At 58.6% G+C, this 21,700-nt stretch carries 18 protein-coding genes and 1 tRNA gene; 8 read left to right on the top strand and 11 right to left on the bottom strand.

Annotated elements, in window-relative coordinates; translation table 11 throughout:
* Position 1: 1 nt before the first annotated feature.
* Positions 2-793 (bottom strand): tryptophan synthase subunit alpha, encoded by a 792-nt coding sequence (trpA, locus tag BMY55_RS05870; RefSeq protein WP_091432087.1) that lies wholly within the window; start codon positions 791-793, stop codon positions 2-4.
* A gap of 60 nt (positions 794-853) precedes the next feature.
* Positions 854-1,270 (bottom strand): VOC family protein, encoded by a 417-nt coding sequence (locus tag BMY55_RS05865; RefSeq protein ID WP_091429108.1) that lies wholly within the window; start codon positions 1,268-1,270, stop codon positions 854-856.
* Between the two features lie 99 nt (positions 1,271-1,369).
* On the opposite strand from BMY55_RS05865, the gene ychF reads away from it, so the two are divergent.
* The gene (gene ychF, locus BMY55_RS05860) at positions 1,370-2,467 is read left to right on the top strand and encodes a redox-regulated ATPase YchF (protein ID WP_091432085.1); all 1,098 of its coding nucleotides are present in this window, start codon (positions 1,370-1,372) and stop codon (positions 2,465-2,467) included.
* A gap of 96 nt (positions 2,468-2,563) precedes the next feature.
* Here the strand turns inward: ychF and BMY55_RS05855 are convergent, their stop codons facing one another.
* From BMY55_RS05855 to BMY55_RS05845, 3 genes are all read right to left on the bottom strand, one after another.
* Complete coding sequence (locus BMY55_RS05855; RefSeq protein WP_143064290.1) at positions 2,564-2,854, bottom strand: CBU_0592 family membrane protein; 291 nt, start codon at positions 2,852-2,854, stop codon at positions 2,564-2,566.
* A gap of 253 nt (positions 2,855-3,107) precedes the next feature.
* Positions 3,108-3,194, bottom strand: a tRNA-Leu gene (locus tag BMY55_RS05850).
* A gap of 82 nt (positions 3,195-3,276) precedes the next feature.
* Positions 3,277-3,756, bottom strand: coding sequence for an Lrp/AsnC family transcriptional regulator (locus tag BMY55_RS05845; protein ID WP_091429104.1), 480 nt, complete (start codon positions 3,754-3,756; stop codon positions 3,277-3,279).
* Between the two features lie 109 nt (positions 3,757-3,865).
* Here BMY55_RS05845 and putA point away from each other — a divergent pair, with 109 nt between their 5' ends.
* Together putA and BMY55_RS05835 are read left to right on the top strand one after the other, a co-directional pair.
* Positions 3,866-7,324 carry a bifunctional proline dehydrogenase/L-glutamate gamma-semialdehyde dehydrogenase PutA gene (gene putA / locus BMY55_RS05840; RefSeq protein ID WP_091429102.1) on the top strand — a complete coding sequence of 1,153 codons (3,459 nt, stop codon included), beginning with the start codon at positions 3,866-3,868 and terminating at the stop codon, positions 7,322-7,324.
* Between the two features lie 44 nt (positions 7,325-7,368).
* Positions 7,369-8,118 (top strand): rhomboid family intramembrane serine protease, encoded by a 750-nt coding sequence (locus BMY55_RS05835; protein ID WP_091429100.1) that lies wholly within the window; start codon positions 7,369-7,371, stop codon positions 8,116-8,118.
* Positions 8,119-8,180: 62 nt separating this feature from the next.
* Here the strand turns inward: BMY55_RS05835 and BMY55_RS05830 are convergent, their stop codons facing one another.
* The 3 genes from BMY55_RS05830 to BMY55_RS05820 form a co-directional block, all read right to left on the bottom strand.
* Positions 8,181-8,402, bottom strand: coding sequence for a hypothetical protein (locus BMY55_RS05830; protein ID WP_322787717.1), 222 nt, complete (start codon positions 8,400-8,402; stop codon positions 8,181-8,183).
* 50 nt (positions 8,403-8,452) lie between these two features.
* Positions 8,453-9,241, bottom strand: a complete 789-nt coding sequence (locus BMY55_RS05825) for an inositol monophosphatase family protein (protein ID WP_091429097.1) — start codon at positions 9,239-9,241, stop codon at positions 8,453-8,455.
* A gap of 73 nt (positions 9,242-9,314) precedes the next feature.
* Entirely contained in the window at positions 9,315-10,220 is a 906-nt protein-coding gene (locus tag BMY55_RS05820) for a LysR family transcriptional regulator (protein WP_091429095.1), read from the bottom strand.
* A gap of 100 nt (positions 10,221-10,320) precedes the next feature.
* Between BMY55_RS05820 and metF the strand changes: the two genes are divergently transcribed.
* Positions 10,321-11,187, top strand: a complete 867-nt coding sequence (gene metF / locus BMY55_RS05815; protein WP_091432083.1) for a methylenetetrahydrofolate reductase [NAD(P)H] — start codon at positions 10,321-10,323, stop codon at positions 11,185-11,187.
* A gap of 24 nt (positions 11,188-11,211) precedes the next feature.
* Here the strand turns inward: metF and BMY55_RS05810 are convergent, their stop codons facing one another.
* Positions 11,212-12,351 carry a type III PLP-dependent enzyme gene (locus BMY55_RS05810; protein ID WP_091429092.1) on the bottom strand — a complete coding sequence of 380 codons (1,140 nt, stop codon included), beginning with the start codon at positions 12,349-12,351 and terminating at the stop codon, positions 11,212-11,214.
* A 129-nt stretch (positions 12,352-12,480) separates the two neighbouring features.
* Here BMY55_RS05810 and BMY55_RS05805 point away from each other — a divergent pair, with 129 nt between their 5' ends.
* The 3 genes from BMY55_RS05805 (at position 12,481) to BMY55_RS05795 (ending at position 18,902) form a co-directional block, all read left to right on the top strand.
* A complete protein-coding gene (locus BMY55_RS05805) occupies positions 12,481-12,912 on the top strand; it encodes an Lrp/AsnC family transcriptional regulator (RefSeq protein WP_091432081.1) in 432 nt (143 codons plus the stop codon).
* Between the two features lie 667 nt (positions 12,913-13,579).
* Positions 13,580-15,649, top strand: a complete 2,070-nt coding sequence (locus BMY55_RS05800) for an autotransporter domain-containing protein (protein WP_177179297.1) — start codon at positions 13,580-13,582, stop codon at positions 15,647-15,649.
* Positions 15,650-15,776: 127 nt separating this feature from the next.
* The gene (locus BMY55_RS05795) at positions 15,777-18,902 is read left to right on the top strand and encodes a valine--tRNA ligase (RefSeq protein ID WP_091429089.1); all 3,126 of its coding nucleotides are present in this window, start codon (positions 15,777-15,779) and stop codon (positions 18,900-18,902) included.
* Between the two features lie 109 nt (positions 18,903-19,011).
* Here the strand turns inward: BMY55_RS05795 and BMY55_RS05790 are convergent, their stop codons facing one another.
* Positions 19,012-19,188 (bottom strand): Tat pathway signal protein, encoded by a 177-nt coding sequence (locus tag BMY55_RS05790; protein ID WP_091429087.1) that lies wholly within the window; start codon positions 19,186-19,188, stop codon positions 19,012-19,014.
* 95 nt (positions 19,189-19,283) lie between these two features.
* Between BMY55_RS05790 and BMY55_RS05785 the strand changes: the two genes are divergently transcribed.
* Positions 19,284-20,396 (top strand): pyridoxal phosphate-dependent aminotransferase, encoded by a 1,113-nt coding sequence (locus BMY55_RS05785; RefSeq protein WP_091429085.1) that lies wholly within the window; start codon positions 19,284-19,286, stop codon positions 20,394-20,396.
* On the opposite strand, the gene BMY55_RS05780 is transcribed toward BMY55_RS05785, so the two are convergent.
* Positions 20,393-21,592 carry a pyridoxal-phosphate-dependent aminotransferase family protein gene (locus BMY55_RS05780; protein WP_091429082.1) on the bottom strand — a complete coding sequence of 400 codons (1,200 nt, stop codon included), beginning with the start codon at positions 21,590-21,592 and terminating at the stop codon, positions 20,393-20,395. The genes BMY55_RS05785 and BMY55_RS05780 overlap by 4 nt on opposite strands.
* Positions 21,593-21,700: the final 108 nt, after the last annotated feature.

The raw sequence follows: 21,700 nt of genomic DNA, 5'->3' as shown, positions 1-21,700 counted from the left end.
GTCAGCCGCGATGCGCCCCGTCGGCCAGTGTCTTCACGAAGGCCAGCACATCCGCGACCGGTTCACCCGCCGCGATCTTCGACACGATCGCGCTGCCCACAACAGTGCCATCGGCAACGCTGGCAATCGCTTGCGCCTTTTCGGGGGTGTTCACGCCAAAGCCAACGATCACGGGAATATCCGTCGCGGCTTTGATGCGCGCGACCTCGGGCCCGACATTCGCGGCTTGCGCTTCGGACGCCCCGGTCACACCTGTGACAGACACGTAATAGACAAAGCCCGAAGTGTTTTGCAGCACTTTCGGCAAGCGTTTGTTGTCAGTGGTCGGGGTCGCCAGCCGAATGAAGTTCAATCCCGCCTTCTGTGCTGGAATGCAAAGCTCGTCGTCCTCTTCCGGGGGCAGGTCGACAACGATCAGCCCATCCACACCTGCCGCCTTTGCATCGGCAAGAAACTTGTCCACGCCCCGGCTATAGATCGGGTTGTAGTATCCCATCAGAACAATCGGGGTCGTATCGTCATCCTTACGAAACTCCGCCGCCATATCCAGCGTCTTTTGCAGGGTCATGCCGCCTTCCAGCGCACGTTGTCCCGCAAGCTGAATGGTCGGCCCATCCGCCATCGGGTCGGTAAACGGCACGCCCAATTCGATAATATCAACGCCTGCCCGAGGCAGCCCTTTCATCACCTCAAGCGAGGTCGCCATATCGGGATCACCGCCCATGATGTAGCTGACGAACGCCTTCTGACCCTTTTCGGCCAAGGCAGCAAACTTCGCATCAATTCGGGTCATCATCCGTCCTTTGTCATGTTCAGAACCGATGTGCCGAATACGGTCGGGAAAATCAATGGGTCACTCGTAATCGCTGTCCGCCATGATCATCCAACGCACTCCGAATTTGTCGGTCAACGTGCCAAAAAGCGATGTCCAGAACGTCGGGCTCAGCGGCATTCGCACATCACCCCCATCTGCCAAAGCATCGAAGACCCGCTTTGTCTCGGCCTCATCCGGCAGGGAAAGGCAGACATTGCAGCCCGCCATTTCCGGCGTCTCGCCGCTTGGGTCGTCACTGGCAAACAGCATCCCGTCACCGACGGCGACGCTGGCATGCATCACCGCGTCATCCGGCACGCCGGGCATCTGCTTGCGATCTTCGTCCGGCATGTCCGCGAACGACATGATCTCTGGTCCATTGCCGAAAATCTCGCCATAGCGCGTGACGGCTTCTCGGCAGTTATCTTTGAAAAACACGTAAGGAATAGGTTGCATGGCAAAGCTCCTCTGTTGCGCGTCTTCCCACTTCACCACGCTTGCGCCCATCCTGTCAAAGCCCTAGAAGGCCCCGAACACTGAATGACGGAGGCCGTGATGGGTTTCAAGATGGGCATCGTCGGTCTGCCGAATGTCGGTAAATCGACCCTTTTCAACGCACTGACCAAGACGGCGGCGGCGCAGGCTGCGAACTTTCCGTTCTGCACCATCGAACCAAATGTGGGCGAGGTGAACGTGCCGGATGACCGGCTGGACAAACTGGCCGCTATTGCTGGTTCGAAAGAGATCATTCCGACCCGGATGACCTTCGTCGACATTGCCGGTCTGGTGAAGGGTGCGTCGAAAGGCGAAGGGCTGGGCAACCAGTTTCTGGCCAACATCCGCGAAGTGGACGCCATTGCCCACGTCCTGCGTTGCTTTGACGACGGCGACGTCACCCATGTCGAAGGCCGTGTGAACCCGGTTGAAGACGCCGAGGTGATCGAGACCGAGTTGATGCTGGCCGATCTGGAAAGCATCGAGAAGCGGTTGCAAAACATCGTGCGCAAGGTGCGCGGCGGCGACAAGGAAGCCGTGCAGCAGGAGCGTCTGATGCGCGCGGCACAAGAGGCGCTTGAGGCCGGCCGACCCGCCCGCACCGTCAAGGTGGACGAGGAAGATCGCAAGGCTTGGAACATGCTGCAACTTCTGACCACCAAGAAGATCCTTTACGTCTGTAACGTGGATGAAAGCGATGCGGCCAGCGGAAACGCCTATTCGCAAGCGGTCGAGAAAATGGCCGCCGAACAAGGCGCGGCTTCAGTGGTTATTTCCGCCAAGATCGAAGAAGAAATCAGCCAACTTGACGCCGACGACATGCAGATGTTCCTGGAAGAGTTGGGCCTGAAAGAAGCTGGTCTGGATCGCCTGATCCGTGCGGGCTATGAACTTCTACATCTGGAAACCTATTTCACCGTCGGCCCGAAAGAGGCCCGTGCCTGGACCATCCGCGAAGGCACCCGCGCGCCACAAGCAGCTGGCGTCATCCATGGCGATTTCGAACGCGGCTTCATCCGGGCCGAAACCATCCCCTATGACGACTACATCGCATTGGGTGGGGAAAGCGGTGCCAAGGAGGCAGGCAAGATGCGCGCCGAAGGCAAAACCTATCAGGTTAAAGACGGCGACGTTCTGCACTTCCTGTTCAACGCCTGATTTCACACGGTAAGAAAGTGAAAAGCCGGGCCACCCCTAGCCCGACTTTTCTGTGAGCGCGTGGAACAACGCACTCAGGGAGAGGTCTCGTTCCCGTCAAACCACTTCTTTGTCCTTCGCAGGTGAAACAGTTCGCCCCTTCATATGGTTTGCAAAACCAAAGACCGACACCACGATAAAAAACAGTTGGACGGTCAACGCGGCAACGTTGAAATGCTCAATCAGGCTCAGTGCGACGAAGCTGGCCGCCGAAAACTGCAACGCGTAATAGCACGTCGTCTTGCTGGTCAATATGTCGAACGCGATCAACATATAGGTCGTGCAATAGATCGCTGCCCCAAGCAACCCGACCATTTCCCAACTGTCTAATGAGCTAAAATTACTCATACCCCGACCGTCCAATCCAAAGACTTAAAAAAATAGTTTGGTCATCGAAAAGGCCTAATAAAAACTGGCTGTAATCTGCAAAGAAATGTTTTGCTGTGCCCGACCTGCACTCAGGTTTCGCCATGTCCGGATTAAAAGCAATGCCCCGCCCCACGAATTGACGCATAATTCACGGCCCCTCAACCACGCAATCACGCCAGTCGAAACAAAGGCCGAACATCGTATTGAAAAACGTTTTTTGCTGGGATGAGAGTGGTGCGGGCGGTGGGACTCGAACCCACACGGGCACAAGGCCCAACAGATTTTAAGTCTGGTATGTCTACCATTCCATCACGCCCGCACCGGGTGGAGCTTGGCCCCAGCCCTTCCCTAACGCCTCTTAAAACCGGAGGCAATCGGTCAGAAGCATTTGCCAAAAGAAGTCAGCCAAGAATGGAGGGGCTGTCATCCTTGATCGCCTGCATCACCACGTGAGTTGAACTTTGCGCCAGATGCGGAAGGGTCGAAATTGCCTCGCCCAAGACGCGCCGAAAGTCACGCATGTCTTGGGTGCGCACCTTGAGAAGATAGTCAAAATGCGCCGCCAGCAGATGACATTCTTCCACCTCGGGAATGCTGGAAACTTGCTTGTTGAACGCACTCAATGCGGCCTCGCGCGTGTCCGAAAGCTTTACTTCGACAAAGGCGACATGATCCCGGCCTAAACGAATCGGGTCGATATCGGCACGGTATCCGGTAATGACCCCTTCCGCTTCCAACCGACGTACACGGGCTTGGGTCGGGGACTTTGATAATCCGATCCGCTGTGCAAGATCGGTGATCGAAATGCGCCCATCGCCTGACAGGACATCCAGAATCCTGCGATCGAACCGATCAAGATCAACTTGCTTATCTTCCTGCATTCACCACCTTTAATCGGTCATTTCGGCTGCCAAATGGCGAAAATCAGGAAAATCGCCTTGTCTTTTCGGGATATCATAGGGGAAGTGCAAACACCATGAGGATCCGCACATGACCGACAGCCTTCGCCAGAAAATTGACGATCTTGCCTATGCCGGTGAGGAACGGCATATCCATACGCTCGCAAAAGAGGCGGGGCTGTCCAGTGACGACCGCGCGCGGATCGCGGCCAGCGGCGCCGAACTTGTGCGCGCCATCCGCGCGTCATCCGACCCGGGCATGATGGAGGTTTTTCTGGCCGAATATGGCCTGTCAACGGATGAAGGCATCGCACTGATGTGTCTGGCCGAAGCCCTGTTGCGGGTGCCGGACGCAGAAACCATAGACGCTCTGATCGAAGACAAGATCGCACCCAGCGATTGGGGCAAGCATCTTGGTCGCTCGTCGTCTTCTTTGGTGAACGCATCGACATGGGCGCTCTTGGTTACAGGTAAGGTGCTGGACGAGCGCGAACCGGGGATCACCGGTGCGTTGCGTGGGGCGGTGAAACGTCTGGGTGAACCCGTCATTCGCACCGCCGTCGGACGCGCGATGAAAGAGATGGGAAATCAGTTCGTGTTGGGCGAAACCATCTCTGCTGCGATGAAACGCGGGTCGAAGATGGAAGCGAAAGGCTTCACCTATTCCTATGACATGCTGGGCGAAGCGGCGCTGACCGATGACGATGCGCGCCGCTATCAGATGTCCTATGCCAAGGCAATTTCCGAGATCGCAAGTGCCTGCAAATCCAAGGATATCCGTGCCAATCCTGGTATTTCCGTAAAGCTTTCCGCGCTTTTCCCCCGCTATGAACGCGCCCAGCGCGACCGGGTAATGGATGTGCTTGTGCCACGTGTTTCGGCCCTCGCACATCTGGCGAAGTCGGCGGGTATGGGCTTCAACATCGACGCCGAAGAAGCTGACCGCCTGCAAATCTCGCTAGACGTGATCGAAGCGGTGCTGTCCGATAAATCATTGGCCGGATGGGACGGGTTCGGCGTGGTCGTGCAGGCCTATGGGCACCGCGCCGGCACCGTTATCGACTGGCTGCACGCGCTGGCCAAACGGCTGGACCGCAAAATCATGGTTCGGCTGGTCAAAGGTGCCTATTGGGACACCGAGATCAAGCGCGCGCAGGTTGAAGGCTTGGATGCATTCCCCGTGTTCACACGCAAGGTCGCCACCGATGTCAGCTACATCGCCAACGCGCGAAAACTGCTGTCGCTGACCGATCGGATCTATCCGCAGTTCGCCACCCACAATGCTCACACGGCGGCCGCCATACTGGATATGGCAAAAAGTTCAGGCGTGAACGCGCGTGGTTACGAGTTCCAGCGCCTGCATGGCATGGGAGAACGTTTGCACCAGATCATCATGGATGAAAACGGCACACGCTGCCGGATTTATGCCCCTGTTGGGGCGCATCGCGACCTACTGGCCTATCTGGTGCGGCGACTGTTGGAAAACGGCGCCAACAGCTCGTTCGTGAACCAGATCGTCGATGAAAGCGTTTCGCCCGAGGAGGTTGCCGCCTGCCCCTTCGACGCGCTGGACCATCCCGCACCACATGTTCCCACCGGACCAGAGCTTTATGGGGATCGCAAAAACTCCAAAGGGCTGGACCTGACATATGAACCCCATCTGGAGCAGATCGACACCGCCCGCAATCCTTTCGCGGATACGAGATTTGCCGCTGAACCGCTGATTGCTGGCACGCCAAAGGGCGGCAAGGATGTGACCGTTACCAACCCCGCCAATGGCACCGAGGTTGGCAAGATCACCTGGGCCAGCGCCAAGGACGTGCAGGCGGCCCTTGACGCGGCAACCCGTTGGGATGCCGCACCAGATACCCGTGCCGAGGTTCTGAACCGCGCAGCGGATCTTTATGAAGAACATTTTGGAATCTTCTTCGCCCTGCTTGCCCGCGAAGCGGGAAAGACTTTGCCCGACTGTCTGGGCGAATTGCGTGAAGCCGTTGATTTCCTGCGATATTATGCGTCCCGCATCCCGCACCTTACCCGCGATGCGCGTGGCCTGTTCACCTGCATTTCGCCGTGGAACTTCCCCTTGGCGATCTTTACCGGTCAGATTGCGGGGGCTTTGGCGGCGGGCAACGGCGTGTTGGCCAAACCTGCCGAGCAGACCGGGATCATCGCATATGAGGCGGTGAAGCTGTTGCACAAAGCCGGTGTTCCGCGCGAGGCGTTGCAGCTTTTGCCCGGCGACGGGGCAACCGTCGGGGCGGCGCTGACGTCGGATGCGCGCATTGACGGGGTCGCATTTACCGGATCGACCGAAACCGCGCAGATCATCCGCCACGCGATGGCGCAGCATATGTCACCCGCCGCACCGCTGATCGCGGAAACCGGCGGGTTGAACGCCATGATCGTGGACAGCACCGCGCTGCCCGAACAGGCGGTGCGTGACATCGTCGCGTCCAGTTTCCAATCGGCAGGGCAGCGCTGCTCGGCCCTGCGCTGTCTCTATGTTCAGGACGACATCGCCGACAGCCTGACCGAGATGCTGATCGGCGCGATGGACGAATTGACCCCGGCTGACCCGTGGCACCTGTCCACCGACCTTGGTCCCGTCATCGACGACGAGGCCTATGGGGGCATTCGCGCCTACGTCGATACGGCACGCGCAGAAAAACGGCTGGTGCACGAGTTGAAAGTCCCCGACGGCGGTCACTTCATCGCCCCCACACTGATCCGTGTCAGCGGCATTCACGAGATGAAGCGCGAGATCTTCGGACCGGTGCTGCACGTTGCGCGCTACAAGGCCGAAAACCTCGACGCGGTGATCAATGCGATCAACGCCACGGGATACGGCCTGACATTTGGTCTTCACACCCGGATTGATGACCGCGTTCAACACGTGGTTGATCGCATCCGTGCCGGCAACGCCTATGTGAACCGCAACCAGATCGGTGCCATTGTCGGCTCGCAACCATTCGGCGGCGAAGGGCTGTCCGGCACCGGCCCCAAAGCGGGTGGCCCAGCCTACATGGACCGGTTCTGCAAGTCCGGGCCTGCGCCGATGACCGGCGAGGCGGATGGCGACGGATCGACCAATCCCGCCCTGCTTGAACGCACTATCACCGCTACCACGCGTGCGGTGACGCTTGCATCAACCCGCTTGCCCGGCCCAACCGGAGAGCTGAACCAACTGTCCACGCACCCCCGCGCCCCGTTCCTGTGTCTTGGCCCCGGCCTCACAGCCGCCGAACGCCAGAAAACGGACGTCGAGGCGCATGGTGGACTGGCGGTGCTGGCACCCGACTTGGCAGCGGGCGAACTGTCCAAGGTCGAGGGGATCGGCGGTGCGATCTATTGGGGAGACGAGGTTGGCGCGCGCGCTCTTGCGCTGGCTCTTGCCGCACGATCCGGGGCAATCCTGCCTTTGATCACCGGCGCGGTAACGGAAGAGGCTGTGACCCATGAACGGCATTTGTGCGTGGACACAACAGCCTCGGGTGGCAATGCCGAGCTGTTGATGCTCTCGCAACCGCCTGATCTGGCTGCTGAATAGGCGCGACGCTTGACCCGGCGGACGCCATCGGGTCAAGTCCCCCCATGTTTCCAATTCGCGATCACAACCCGTCAGAACGTACACCTTATGTCACCTTCGGGCTGATCGCGGCGAACCTGATCGTCTTTCTGACGATGCTGCCGCTCTACGGCAACGATGTCGCAGCTGATCGCGTGTTCGTGCAATATGGTCTGATCCCCCTGCGCGTGATGAGCGGTGACGGGTTCGAGACTGTGCTCACCTCAATGTTCGTCCACGGCAGCTTCATGCATTTCGCGGGTAACATGCTGTTCTTATGGATATTTGGCGACAATCTGGAAGATGTTCTCGGCCATGTCAGATTTGCCATATTTTATCTGGTCTCGGGCCTTGGCGCGGCTTTGCTTCAGGTGGCTGCTGACGTCTCAAGCGTGGTCCCGATGGTGGGGGCGTCGGGCGCAATTGCGGGGGTTATGGGGGGGTATCTTTTATTGTTTCCGCGGGCGCGCGTCGACGTCCTGTTCATCTTTGTCGTGATCTTCAAAGTGTTTCCCTTCCCGGCTTGGCTGATGCTGTTGCTCTGGTTTGGCTTGCAGGTGGTCAACGGTGCGCTGAACTGGTCCCAAATGGGCGGAGGTGTCGCCTATTGGGCCCATGCGGGCGGCTTCATCGCGGGGTTCTTGTTTGTCCTGCCCATATGGAAAGGCTTGGGCGGCCGGGCATTCTGGATGCGCACGGACGGGCATCCAGATCACCCGGATGCGCAATACAGAGTCACGAAAAGCGTCATTCCGACCGTTCGTCGACGGAAGTGAAAGATAACAAGTGCGGAAGAATGGAACACCACCACTCAACCAGCAGCAGCGCAAACAGTGTTCTAGCTGCCCACTGATTGATTAGCCACCACGCTGCTGATCTGCTCGGTCAGCCCGGGAATATTGCCGGCGACAATAAACATGCTAGCCATCCCCAACATCACGATAGATGCCGTCAACACGACCCAATCAACGGTAACAGCACCGTCTTCGTCCGTGATCAGCCCAGAAATACGGGCGAAAATATTTTTTAACTGTTCCATATCGCTTTTTTTCCCGAACAATCAGGCAGCAATAAGGCCCTGAAACGGTATTTTGCAGCTCGCGACCGAAATCAACTGCCCCGCACAAGACCCGAGAACTTGTCGAAAATCGCCTCGTTTGCGGCAATGACTTCTCCGTCTTCAAGGATAGACCCCTCGGGATTGATCGGGGCAACAAATCCCCCTGCCTCGCGCACGATGACAAGCCCTGCGGCCACGTCCCAAGCGTTCAGGCGACGTTCCCAGAACCCATCATAACGGCCGGCCGCCACATAGGCGAGGTCCAGTGCCGCCGCACCGAACCTGCGCACACCGGCACAACTGGGCAGGATACGCGCAAGATCTTGCAGCGTGTCCGGCAGATCGGTACGCCCGGCAAAGGGCAAACCCGTCGCAAACAGGCTTTCGATCGGGCGCGAACGGCCGGAAACGCGCAGGCGGCTTTGGTTCAGCCACGCGCCTTTACCTTTTTCGGCTGTGAACATCTCGTCTTTCGCGGCGTCATAGATCACACCGGCGACAATCTGACCTTTATGCTCCAATGCAATCGAGATCGCCCAATGCGGCAAGCCGTGCAGAAAGTTCGTGGTGCCATCCAGCGGATCGACGATCCAGCGTCGGGTCGGGTCTTTGCCGTCAGTGGCATCGCTTTCTTCGGCCAGCCAACCATAATTGGGGCGGGCTTCCATCAGGATGTCGCGAATGATCTGTTCGGCAGCAATATCCGCTTTCGACACAAAGTCGCCCGCGCCTTTCATAGAAACTTGCAGGTTTTCGACCTCACGAAAGTCCTTCACAAGGCTGCGACCCGCCATCCGGGCGGCCTTGATCATCACGTTCAGATTTGCACTGCCTTCCATCGGGGGCGCTCCTATCATCTCAGACGGCGCGTATACGCGGGGATGCCTTGTTTGCCAAGCCCGTTTCCCCGTTTCACGCGCGCTGTAGCTTGACGGGTTCGGACCGGCACAAACGGATCATATGCGCGACATAGGGGACGATCGCATCCTCTTCGCGGGTGGCGGCAAACATGCGCTTGGATAACCCCTTCTCAGTCAATGGTCGCGTGACATAGTCAGGGTTGTCCTCAACATTGCGCAGCACCCAGTCCGGCATGACCGCAACCCCGCGCCCGGCAGCAACCAGCATCAGAATGACCTCGGTCATTTCCACCTGGCGCACGGCGCGAGGTTCGACGCGGGCCGGGGTCAACAACCCGCTGAACACATCCGTTTTCGACCGTTCGACCGGATAGGTCAGCAGCATCTCGTCTTCGAAGTCTTCGGCCTCAATATAATCGTGCTGCGCCAATCGGTGGGTGGAGGCCGCGACAAATCGTGGTTCATAGTCAAACAGAGGCGCAAAAGTGATACCCGGGATCGCAATGGGATCAGATGAGATCACGAAGTCGACCTCCTCCCGCCGAAGCGCCTCAAGCGCATCAAAGGCAAGTCGCTGACGAATATCCAGATCAACATCGGGCCAGGCATGGCGCAACTTGTCCAGCACCGGAAACAGCCAGTCAAAACAAGCGTGGCATTCAATCGCAATGTGCAACCGGCCAGATCGTCCCGACTTCAGCGACCTGAATTCTTCTTCCAGCCGTGCGACTTCAGGCAATATCTGTTCGGCAAGGCGCAGCAATTTCAATCCAGCGGGGCTCAGCCGCATGGGCTTTGTGCGGCGGTGAAACAGTTCCATACCGACCTGATCTTCAAGCCCTTTGATCTGGTGGCTTAGTGCAGATTGGGTGATATGCAATATATCCGCAGCGCGTGCCAGACTGCCCGCCTGATGGATCGCCCGAATGGTGCGCAAATGACGAAATTCCAAATACATGCACGAAGCTCATGTTTATTGTGAGAATTATGAATTTGTCTCACAAACAGAAAACCGGCACAAGAGGGCAACAGTCACTTCTCTGAATCCCGAGGCCGCCATGACAACGCCCAATATCTCGTTCGAGTTCTTCCCACCCCAGTCGCTGGATGCTTCTTTCCGACTGTGGGAAACAGTGCGCGAACTCGCACCGCTGGACCCCAGCTTCGTCTCAGTCACCTACGGGGCGGGCGGAACGACCCGGGAATTGACACATGACGCCGTGCAAACCATCCACAAACATTACGACCTGAATGTCGCAGCCCACCTGACATGTGTTGATGCCACGCGCGATGAAACTTTGGCCATCGCGAAAGATTATGCCCAGGCTGGCGTGACTGAAATTGTCGCCCTACGGGGCGATCCGCCCAAGGGAAGCAACGGCTTTGCTCCGCACAAGAACGGTTTTGCCTCGTCGGTGGACTTGATTGAAGCCCTCGCGGAAACCGGTGATTTCCATATCCGTGTGGGTGCCTATCCCGATCCGCATCCCGAAAGTGCCGATCTGGATGCCAATGTCGCCTGGTTGAAGCGCAAGGTGGATGCGGGTGCCAATTCGGCCATCACGCAGTTCTTCTTCGAGGATGACACGTTCTTCCGGTTCCGCGACAAATGCGAAAAGGCCGGAATCGACGTGCCGATCATTCCCGGTATCCTGCCGATTGAAAACTGGAACGGCGTGCGCAAATTCGCAGAACGCTGTGGTGCGTATATCCCCGCCTGGTTGGATGATGCGTTTGCCAAAGCCACCCGCGACGGGCGCGAGGATCTGTTGTCCACCGCCCTGTGCACCGAGTTGTGTTCCGACCTGATTGATGGCGGCGTCAAAGATCTGCACTTCTATACGCTGAACAAACCTGCCCTGACCCGCGAAGTGGCGCACGCTTTAGGCATCACGCCCCCCATGAAATTGCAGGACGTGGCATAGTGACAAATACCTCGGCACGCCGGGTTACACCCCGGCGCGCTGCACCGTCACCATGTCGATCAGCCCATAGCCGTTGAACCGCGTCACCGTAGCAAGGCTATACGCCCCCATACCTGAAAACAGCACGTAATCGTCTTCAGCCAAATCATCTGGCATCGCTAGAGGATCCGGCAGCTGGTCGATGGAATCGCAGGTCGGCCCGAATACTGTGCGCTTGATCATCGCACCCTTGTGCCGTTTTCCACTGGCCCGAACAGTCGCGATGCGATCCGGCACCCCGATGGACGGTGCCTCGGACAGTGCGCCATAAATCCCATCATTCAGGAAAACCGCACCGTCCTCGCGGATGGATTTCACCCGCGTCGCAAGGGTGAAGGCTTCAGCCACCATCGCGCGCCCCGGCTCGCAGACCAGTGCTGGCGCGTCGGTTCCAAAGGCATTTTTGACTGCCCGATGGATTGCCGCGAATATCGCATCCAGATCCGGGGCAACCCCCCGGTTGGCAGCAAACCCGCCACCCACATTCAGACGAGCCAGCTTCACGCCCGCTTCCTTCGAGACTTCGGCGCAAGTGGCGATATAGGTCGACCAGGCCGACGGGCTGGCGCATTGCGTGCCCGGATGGAAGGTCATCGAGGGGATAAAACCCGCCTCTTTCACCATTTGCAGAAGCGCGACAGCTTGTTCGACATCTGCACCAAACTTGGCCCCGAAATGATAGGCAGCGCCTTCCACTGGCAGGCGCAAACGCACGGAAATCTCGATTCCCTCCGGATCCACCTGCGCGCGCAGCTTGTCAAACTCATGCGGCGCATCGACAGAATAGGACCGGACCCCAAGGGCAATCGCGTCGGCAATCTCATCGTGGGAGCGTACGGGATTGTTGTAATGCATGATGGCATCGGGTGAAACGGCACGCAGGGCGTGCATCTCGGCCGGGCTGGCAACGTCGAAGGCACTGATTCCGCAGGCCACGAGGTTTTCCAGCACAACACGGGAATCATTGGCCTTTACCGCATAAGTCACAAGACCGTCGAACCCGTCGACGAATTGCTGAACCGTCGCCTGCAAGGTCGCGGGCGCGAAATACAACACCGGCCGCTTCGGCGTTTCGGATTTCAGATGTGACAAGGCCGTTAGCCAGATCGAAGGTTGCCTGCTCATGTTCGCTCGCTTTGAAAAATGTCTGTTCGCGTCGTTCTTCTAGAATCTGAACAGAAGCCGTCGATTTCCAGTGGCATTTCGGGCAATATGTCGTGTATTTTCCGCCAAAACATCGAGGATACCGACCATATGGACGATAAAGACCGCGAATTGCTTGCTCAGCTTGAAGGAAATGCGCGTCTGCCCGTGGCAACACTTGCCCGGCGGTTGGGGCTTGCCCGATCAACGGTTCAAGCCCGCATCGAACGGTTGGAGGAAAAGGGCATCATTGCCGGATATGCGCTCAGACTTGGGGATTCGGCACGCGGCGACCGCATTCATGCGACCGTATTGATCGCGATCGAACCACGTTCGACTCCGGCGGTCTTGGCACGGTTGAAAACCCTGACAGCAGTCGAAACAGCGCATACGGCGTCTGGCCGATTCGACATGATCCTGAAACTCGCCGCAAAATCGACGGCAGAACTGGACCAAACGCTTGATGCAATTGGTGAAATCGACGGGGTGAAAAGTTCGGAAAGCCTGATCCACCTGTCGACCCGGATCAACCGACCGGGCTAGGGCAATCGAATTGAATTTCCCCTTTCCCAGACGAGGTTGCCGTGCAGGGAATGACCGTGATCGCGGCCAGGAACCCAGCTTTACCCGCCCGACCGACGGCTCTGTCGGCACTGGTCGGGGGCTCATTCCGACGTTTGCGGGCGACTCCGCGCCTGTCTGGCACAGCGACTGAGGGCGCGGCCTTGCGCACCTGACTTGGGCGATATGCTCCGCCGGAGTATTTCATGATCTGGGCGCACAATCGGCTGTGTTCAGTGGTGTTGGGACCACATGTGCGATTGCACAAATCAAACATTCTACTGTTTGTCACACGCCGAACGTAGTGACCTAGCCCGTGCCTTTCCACCATTCCGAGAATACTTTGTAGGGAATGTTGCTGTGTATTGTTATTCCAAGAGCCATCATCTAGTTGTTTTTTTGCGACTACGGTCAGCTTTATTAAAGTAAACCATAAATCAACCACGCCCGAACCGGGCGATTTTGATAACATTTGGAAAATCACCGAATGGCAAAGGTCGGACGCAGGTCAAATCCACCATGCATTGGCGGTAAGGCCCGTTCTTTGCTGAATTCGCGTGTTCTCAGTTGCGAGGGGCAAATGAAAAACTATTCCAAGGATCGAGATTCAAATCTCATTTCACTGAAACTCAGCACAAAGACGTGTCGATTGGTCGCCCTTTCGGCACTGGCGTTGGCGGCGCATCCGGCGCTTTCCCAAACAGCGATTCCCACCATGGAAGAAATACCGACCTTTGATGACGGGGCATTCTTCACCGGGTCTGACGCAGTGGATATTTCCGCCGACGGCTCGGTCGCTGTTGGTAACGCGTCAGATACGGCCAGTGTGCCGCGCGCATTTGCTTTTACGGGTGGCACACTTGTTGATCTTGCACCTGCAATCGGAGATTACAGCTTTGCAAAAGGTGCCAGCCAGGACGGGTCGGTTATCACCGGGGTTACGTTCTCGGCTGGCCTTCCATCCATGTTCTACTGGACCCAGGCGACCGGGGCCGTCACCATTCCAATTAGCGCTGGAGTTTATGGCGAGCCGAACGACATCAGCGCGGATGGCACGCGGATTGTCGGGACCATCTATGACAATGGCGCGGCGACGCCACCACCCGTCGGGCCGACCTCTCCTGCCCCATACGACCGTGCCTTTGTCTGGACGCGCGCCACGAATACATTCGTCACCCTTCCAAGCCTGATTGTGGGCGGGGATACATTTGGGCAAGACATCAGCGACAATGGCAGCATCGTTGTTGGGCGGGGTGAGACCACAACTGCGACTCATGCGTTCCGCGCAGTGGTTGGTGGGGCCATAACCGATCTGGGCACCATCGGCGGTGCAACCGGTCAAAGCCGAGCCAATGGGGTCAGCGGTGATGGGCTTGTTGTCGTCGGCCAGTCGGTGGCGCCTTCCGTGACAGGGCAACGCGCCTTTCGCTGGAGCGCGGGCACCGGCATGGTCCAACTGGCGTCGACTGATGAGGCAAATGTCATTTTCTCGCTGGCCAATGCTGCCAGTCAGGATGGGTCTTATGTCGCGGGGGCCGCACGCTACTCGACGACACCAGGTTATCGCGCTTTGCGCTGGGACGAAAACGGGGTCGCACAGGATTTGGGTGATCTGACCACGGGCAATACAGGAACGTCCTTCGCCAATGGTATCAGCGCGGACGGCTCCGTCGTCGTCGGGGTGGCGACCAATGACGCAGCCAATTCACGCGGGTTCATCTGGCGCGACGCTGTTCGACCCGGGGGAACAATGCTGGATCACCTAAACACACTGACGCAAGTGTCCAATAGCGCCGCTGAACAGGCAGCAGGTGCCCAATACATGGACAAACTTGTCCAATTCACGCTGGGCCAATCGCTTGAACTGCCCATCGACGGCGTTGACGGGCAGCGCAGCAAAACCGGGTTGGGCCGTCCTTTCTCGATGAAAATCACCGCAGGCGCTGCAAGCAATCGCGACGGCAACGATACCGCCGTGGCCGGTCTGATTGCCGCGACGGCGCTGACCGACAATTTGTCGTTTGGCGGGTTTGTCGGGCTTGGCAATGACGACGACACCTTGACCGGGTTTGGCATCGATGGAAATTTCCGCAGCTTTGGCGCCTATTTGCAGGGTGGGCATCCGGCCACCAATGGTTTGAACTGGAAGCTCGCCACCGCGCAATCGGCAGCCGAGGTGGACATCACGCGGTCCACCACACTGCCGAATACCGAGCGGGGCACAGGAACCACCGATATGAGCGCACGGGCCACGTCGATCGAGCTTGGCTACGGCATGCAACGCGGGGCCGCGCTGGTTACGCCGTTCATGCGCGTCACCCGTTCGTCGGTTCAGCGTGACGGATATACAGAAACCAACGCCGTCGCCTTCCCTGTGACCTATGACGATTACGAGGTCAGTGCGACAACGGCCACACTTGGCGCCGATCTGCGCCTTCCCGTTTCCGAAGCGGGCGTGGTGCGCCTGACCGCTGGTGTTGAATGGGACCTGTCGCGTTCTGCCGACACCGTGTCGGGGACCAGCGCCATTCCGGGCATGACCAGTTTTGCCGTGGCTGGTCCGCCGCTTGAGAATGAAAACCGGTTGTTTGCCGAAGCCCGATATACCCACACTCTGGGGAATGGACGCAGTTATGATCTGGGGCTGGGCGTGCATCAGACGCCCTATGCGGAGAAACCGTCGGTGATGGCGACGATCGGCTATCAGATGGATTTCTGATCTTCGCAAGAGAATGCGCAATTCAACGCCCGGGCCAAGGTCCGGGCGTTGTCGTCTCTGCGCGGGCTTTCCCTTTGCCGTCGTCTTGGGTAAACGGTCTTGAACTCATACGACTTGGGACAAAACCATGGCCATGGACAAGACATTCGACGCGGCATCCGCCGAAGCACGCATCTATCAAAGCTGGGAAGACGCAGGCGCTTTCAAAGCAGGCGCCAATGCCAAGCCGGGGGCAGACAGCTTCGCGATCATGATCCCCCCGCCCAACGTCACGGGCGCGCTGCATGTGGGCCATGCGTTCAACAACACATTGCAGGACATTCTGATCCGCTGGCACCGGATGCGCGGGTTTGACACGCTATGGCAGCCCGGCCAGGACCACGCGGGCATTGCCACCCAGTTGCAAGTCGAAAAGATGCTGGCCGAGACGCAGCAACCCGGTCGCCGTGAACTTGGCCGCGAGCAGTTTCTTGAGAAGGTGTGGGAATGGAAAGGCAATTCCGGCTCGACCATTATCAACCAGTTGAAGCGTCTGGGCTCCACCTGCGACTGGTCGCGCAACGCCTTCACCATGGCTGGCGCACCGGGCGATCCACGCACGGGGCATGAGAATTCGGCCAACTTCCACGACGCCGTTCTGAAGGTTTTCGTGGATATGTATGACAAGGGTCTGATCTATCGCGGCAAACGTCTGGTCAACTGGGACCCGCATTTTGAGACCGCAATTTCCGATCTTGAGGTCGAGAATATCGAGACACCCGGCCATATGTGGCACTTCAAATACCCGCTGGCCGATGGGGCGACCTATACCTATGTCGAGAAAGACGAGGACGGGAATGTCGTACTGGAAGAAGAGCGCGACTATATCTCGATTGCAACGACTCGCCCCGAAACCATGCTGGGCGACGGTGCGGTGGCCGTGCACCCGGATGACGCGCGCTATGCGCCCATCGTGGGCAAGCTCTGCGAAATCCCCGTGGGTCCGAAAGAGCATCGCCGCCTGATCCCGATCATCACCGATGAATACCCGGACATGAACTTCGGCTCGGGCGCGGTGAAGATCACCGGCGCGCATGATTTCAATGACTATCAAGTCGCCAAGCGCAATAACATCCCGATGTATTCGCTGATGGACACGCGCGGGCACATGCGGGCCGATGGTTTGCCCTATGCCGAGGAAGCCGCGACCGCCCAGCGCATCGCCAATGGTGAAGAAGGATTCGACGAGGCGAAGATCGCGGCGATGAACCTTGTCCCGGACGAACTGCGCGGGTTGGACCGGTTCGAAGCGCGCAAGCGCGTGGTCGACCAGATCACGGCCGAGGGCTTGGCGGTGATGATCACCCAGACTGTCGAGGTGGACGGTGAGGAAATCACCGGCACCGTGCCCTATGTTGAAAACAAACCGATCATGCAACCCTTCGGGGACCGCTCAAAGGTGGTGATCGAACCGATGCTGACCGACCAGTGGTTCGTGGACGCCGAGAAGATCGCCGGCCCTGCGTTGGACGCTGTGCGCAAGGGCGACGTGAAGATCATGCCGGAAAGCGGCGAGAAGGTGTTCTTCCACTGGCTGGAAAACATCGAACCGTGGTGCATCTCGCGCCAGCTCTGGTGGGGACATCAGGTGCCGGTTTGGTATGGCCTTGACCTGTCGGGCGAAGGCTTCACCGACGACGAAGGCGACAATGCGCTTGATCTGGTCGAAATGGGTCGATTGCTCTTGCAACAGGATATGTTGCCCGGGCATGAGCACAGCCATTGTGCCCATGACTTCGAAGCCGTTGTACCGAAGTTTGACGAGGTGCTTGTCACCCTCCCCGTTCCGCTAGGCAACGCGCGCGTGGTCGAAGTGGCGGACCGTGGGGCTGCAATTCACGCGTTGGCTGAAAGCCTTGCTGCCTATGAAAGCACGCAAGATCCAACAAAACTGGTTTATCCCGTATGGCGCGACCCCGACGTGCTCGATACCTGGTTCTCCTCCGGCCTTTGGCCCTTTGGCACGCTGGGCTGGCCTCAGGACACCGACGAATTGACCCGCTTCTTCCCCGGTGACGTACTGATCACCGGACAGGACATCCTGTTCTTCTGGGTCGCCCGGATGATGATGATGAGCCAGGCGGTCACGGGCAAAAACCCGTTCCACACGGTCTATCTGCACGGTCTTGTCCGTGACGAGAAGGGCAAGAAGATGTCCAAGACCACCGGCAACGTTATTGATCCACTTGAGATCATTGACGAATATGGCGCCGATGCGCTGCGGTTCACCAACACGTCCATGGCGTCGATCGGCGGCGTTCTGAAGCTGTCGCGCGAACGCATCGCGGGCTATCGCAATTTCAGCACCAAGCTGTGGAACGCCGCGCGCTTTGCAGAAATGAACGGCTGCAAACCGGTCGTCGGGTTTGATCCGAAAAGCCCGACCCAGACGGTGAACCGCTGGATCATCTCGGAAACTGCAAAGGTCCGCGCCGAGGTGGACGAAGCCCTGGCCGCCTTCCGCTTCAACGACGCCGCCAACGGGCTGTATGCGTTCGTGTGGGGCAAGGTGTGCGACTGGTATGTTGAATTTTCCAAACCGCTTCTGAATTCCGAGGATGAGGCCGTTTTGGCCGAGACCCGTGCCACAATGGCCTGGGTGATTGACCAGTGCCTGATCCTGCTGCACCCGATCATGCCCTTCATCACCGAAGAACTGTGGGGCCAAATCGCAGCACGCGATACGATGCTGATCCATGCCGACTGGCCGACCTATGGTGACGAGTTGGTCGATGACGACGCGGCGCGTGAAATGAACTGGGTGATTTCACTGATCGAGAGCATCCGCTCGGCGCGCGCGCAGATGCATGTGCCCGCAGGGCTGAAAGCGCCGCTGATCCTGCAAGAACTCGACGCCGTCGGGCGCAGGGCCTGGGCCAACAACGAGATGATGATCAAGCGCATGGCGCGGATCGACAGCATGACCGAGATGGCGGACCTGCCCAAGGGCTGCATCACCATCGCGGTGGCGGGTGGCATCTTTGCCCTGCCCTTGGCAGACATCATCGACGTGGATGAAGAAGTTGCACGGCTTGAGAAAACGCTGGGCAAACTGAGCAAGGAAATCGGCGGATTGCGCGGACGGTTGAAAAACCCGAAATTTGCCGAGAACGCGCCACCCGAGGTGGTGGAAGAGGCCGAGGACAACCTTTCTGCGCGCGAGGAAGAAGAGGCGACCCTGACCGCTGCACTGGAACGGCTTCGCGAAATCTGAACGCGCTCGGGGAACGTGGCTCACGGTGTGAGCCTGAGGGGCGCTGCCCCTTCGAGTGAAACCTGTGGTTTCACTCTACCCCGGGATATTTACGGCCAGAAGAACAGGCTCAGGGAACCAGGCGCTCCACTGCCCTCATCATGCCGAGCGATTTGTCATAGACCAACGTCAGGATGCGGCGCATCGGGGGAGATTTCGCGGTCTGAACGGCGATTTGGGGAACGCGTGATGCAACCCCAGCCGCAGCAGAACTGACAAGAAACACTCGGCGGTTCATCTTGAGCATGCGAGCCCCTGACTTGTTAACGACCCTATTGACCTAATGGCTGACCGCGAATTTTCAACCTTGTCGCGTGTGGTGCACCCTGCTCTAACAGCGTCATGACAAAGACATATGCCCGCCTGACCCCGCTTGCCGACAGCTTGCCCGCCACCGTCCCTTTTGTGGGGCCGGAAACGCAGGAACGCGCCCGTGGCCGTGCCTTTGCGGCGCGCTTGGGTGCCAATGAAAACACCTTCGGTCCTTCGCCCAAGGCGGTCGCGGCGATGGCGCAAGCCGCGCAGGACGTGTGGATGTATGGCGATGCGGAAAACTTCGATCTGCGCAGCGCTTTGGCGGCGCATCACCGCATTTCCCCGAACAACATCATGGTGGGTGAGGGAATTGACGGATTGTTGGGCTATCTGGTGCGTCTGATGGTTGGCCCCGGCGATGTCGTCGTGACCTCGCACGGGGCCTATCCCACCTTCAACTATCATGTGACGGGATTTGGCGGGCGGATTGAGCCGGTGCCTTACAAGAACGATCATGAAGACCCTGACGCGTTGATCGCGACGGCGGCAGAGGTTGGCGCAAAGCTGGTCTATATTGCCAACCCCGACAACCCGATGGGCACATGGCACGATGCGGGCACCATCCAACGAATGATTGATACGGTGCCAGAGGGGTGCCTTTTGGCCCTTGACGAGGCATATGTCGAGTTTGCCCCGGATGGGACCATACCCGAGCTTGCGCCTGACGATCCGCGCGTGATCCGTATGCGCACATTTTCGAAGGCTTATGGGATGGCCGGGGCGCGGGTGGGATACGCGATTGCTGCGCAGGATCTGATCACGGCATTTCACAAGATCCGCAACCATTTCGGAATGTGTCGGATCAGTCAGGCCGGCGCTTTGGCGGCGTTGCAAGATAAGGATCATCTGGCGGTCACACTGACCAACGTGGCAGACGCACGGCATCGCATTGACAGTATCGCGCGGCGAAACGGTATGACCACCCTGCCCTCGGCCACCAATTTCGTGGCGGTTGATTGTGGCAGTGATGCTGCGTTTGCGAAATCGGTACTGGATGCGTTGATTGAGCAGGACGTCTTTGTTCGGATGCCCTTTGCCAGCCCGCAAAACAGGTGCATACGCGTGTCCGCCGGGCGGCCTGAAGAACTGGATATCTTCGCAGCAGCTTTGCCCATCGCACTTGCAAAGGCGCGTGGTTAAGCCTCGGCGATCAGCTGCGCTGCGACCTCAAGTGCACCGGCACCATGTGGGATCTTCAGGGCAGTCATCCCAGCCTGGATGGACGACAACGCCCCCATGACCATTGGAGCATTCACATGTCCCATGTGGCCCAACCGGAAGAATCCGTCTGCATTCGGGTCGTCCTCTGATTGCATGCCCAACCCGATCCCCAATGTCACGCCAAGCTTTTCCTCGGTCCAGCGTCGCAGCGCCGTGCCGTGTGGGGCACCGATGTGAACCGACGTCACGGCACAAGAACGATGTGCCGGGTTGGCGACGTTCAGTTCCACCGGGCCGCGGTCAGACCAGCAGTCAAAGGCGGCCCAGATGGCCCGCGCCAAAAGGGCATGGCGCGCCCAAACAGCCTCCATACCACCTTCCTCTGCGATCATATCCAGCGCCTCTCGCACCCCGTAAAGATGATGCGTCGGGGCGGTGCCACCGAAATACTGATAGAACAAATCAGGGTTCGCTCGGTCCGTCCAATCCCAATATCGCGAAACTCGCGTAATCTCTGCACGCACCCTTGCAGCCTTGTCACTGAAGAACACAAAGGCCACGCCGGGGGGGACCATCAACCCTTTTTGCGACGCCGTGATTGCAACATCGACGCCCCAGGCGTCCATTTCGAACCGGTCACAGCCCATGGATGCGATGCAATCGACCATAAGCAGTGCGGGATGGCCCGCTGCATCCATTGCTGCACGGACTGCGGCCACATCATTTTTGATCGACGTCGAAGTATCCACGTGGGTCAGCAGGACGGCACGGATACGATGGTCTGGATCCGCCTGCAACGCGGACTCGACCCGGTCCGGATCCACGGGCGCGCGCATCCCGAAATCATCGATCTGGACCTGCACGCCAAGCGCCTCGGCCATTTCGGTCCAGCCGTGCCCGAACCGCCCGGTGCACAGCGACAACACGGTGTCGCCGGGGGCAAGCACGTTTGACAGTGCGGCCTCCCACGCGCCGTGGCCATTGGAGATATAGATCGCAACATTGTGCCGGGTGCGCGCGATCGCCTTAAGATCGTCGGTCAACGTCGGCATCATCTCGACCAACGCGCCTTCATAGATATTCGGGCCAGCCCGGTGCATTGCACGCAGCACTCGATCAGGCATCACTGATGGCCCCGGAATGGCAAGATAGTGGCGTCCGAAGGAAAGTGTCATACTGCGCTCGTCCTGTTGCGAATTTTCCAATCGGTACTGCGCCCCTGTCAACGCGTCAACAACCCGTCACCCCGCTGTGCTTGTCTGGACCTGTCCGACAGGATACAC

Origin of the sequence: Aliiroseovarius sediminilitoris (assembly GCF_900109955.1) — a bacterium.
GTDB classification, from domain to species: domain Bacteria; phylum Pseudomonadota; class Alphaproteobacteria; order Rhodobacterales; family Rhodobacteraceae; genus Aliiroseovarius; species Aliiroseovarius sediminilitoris.
Note: the sequence above shows the minus strand (reverse complement) of the source record. Positions and strands in the feature narration are given on the sequence as shown.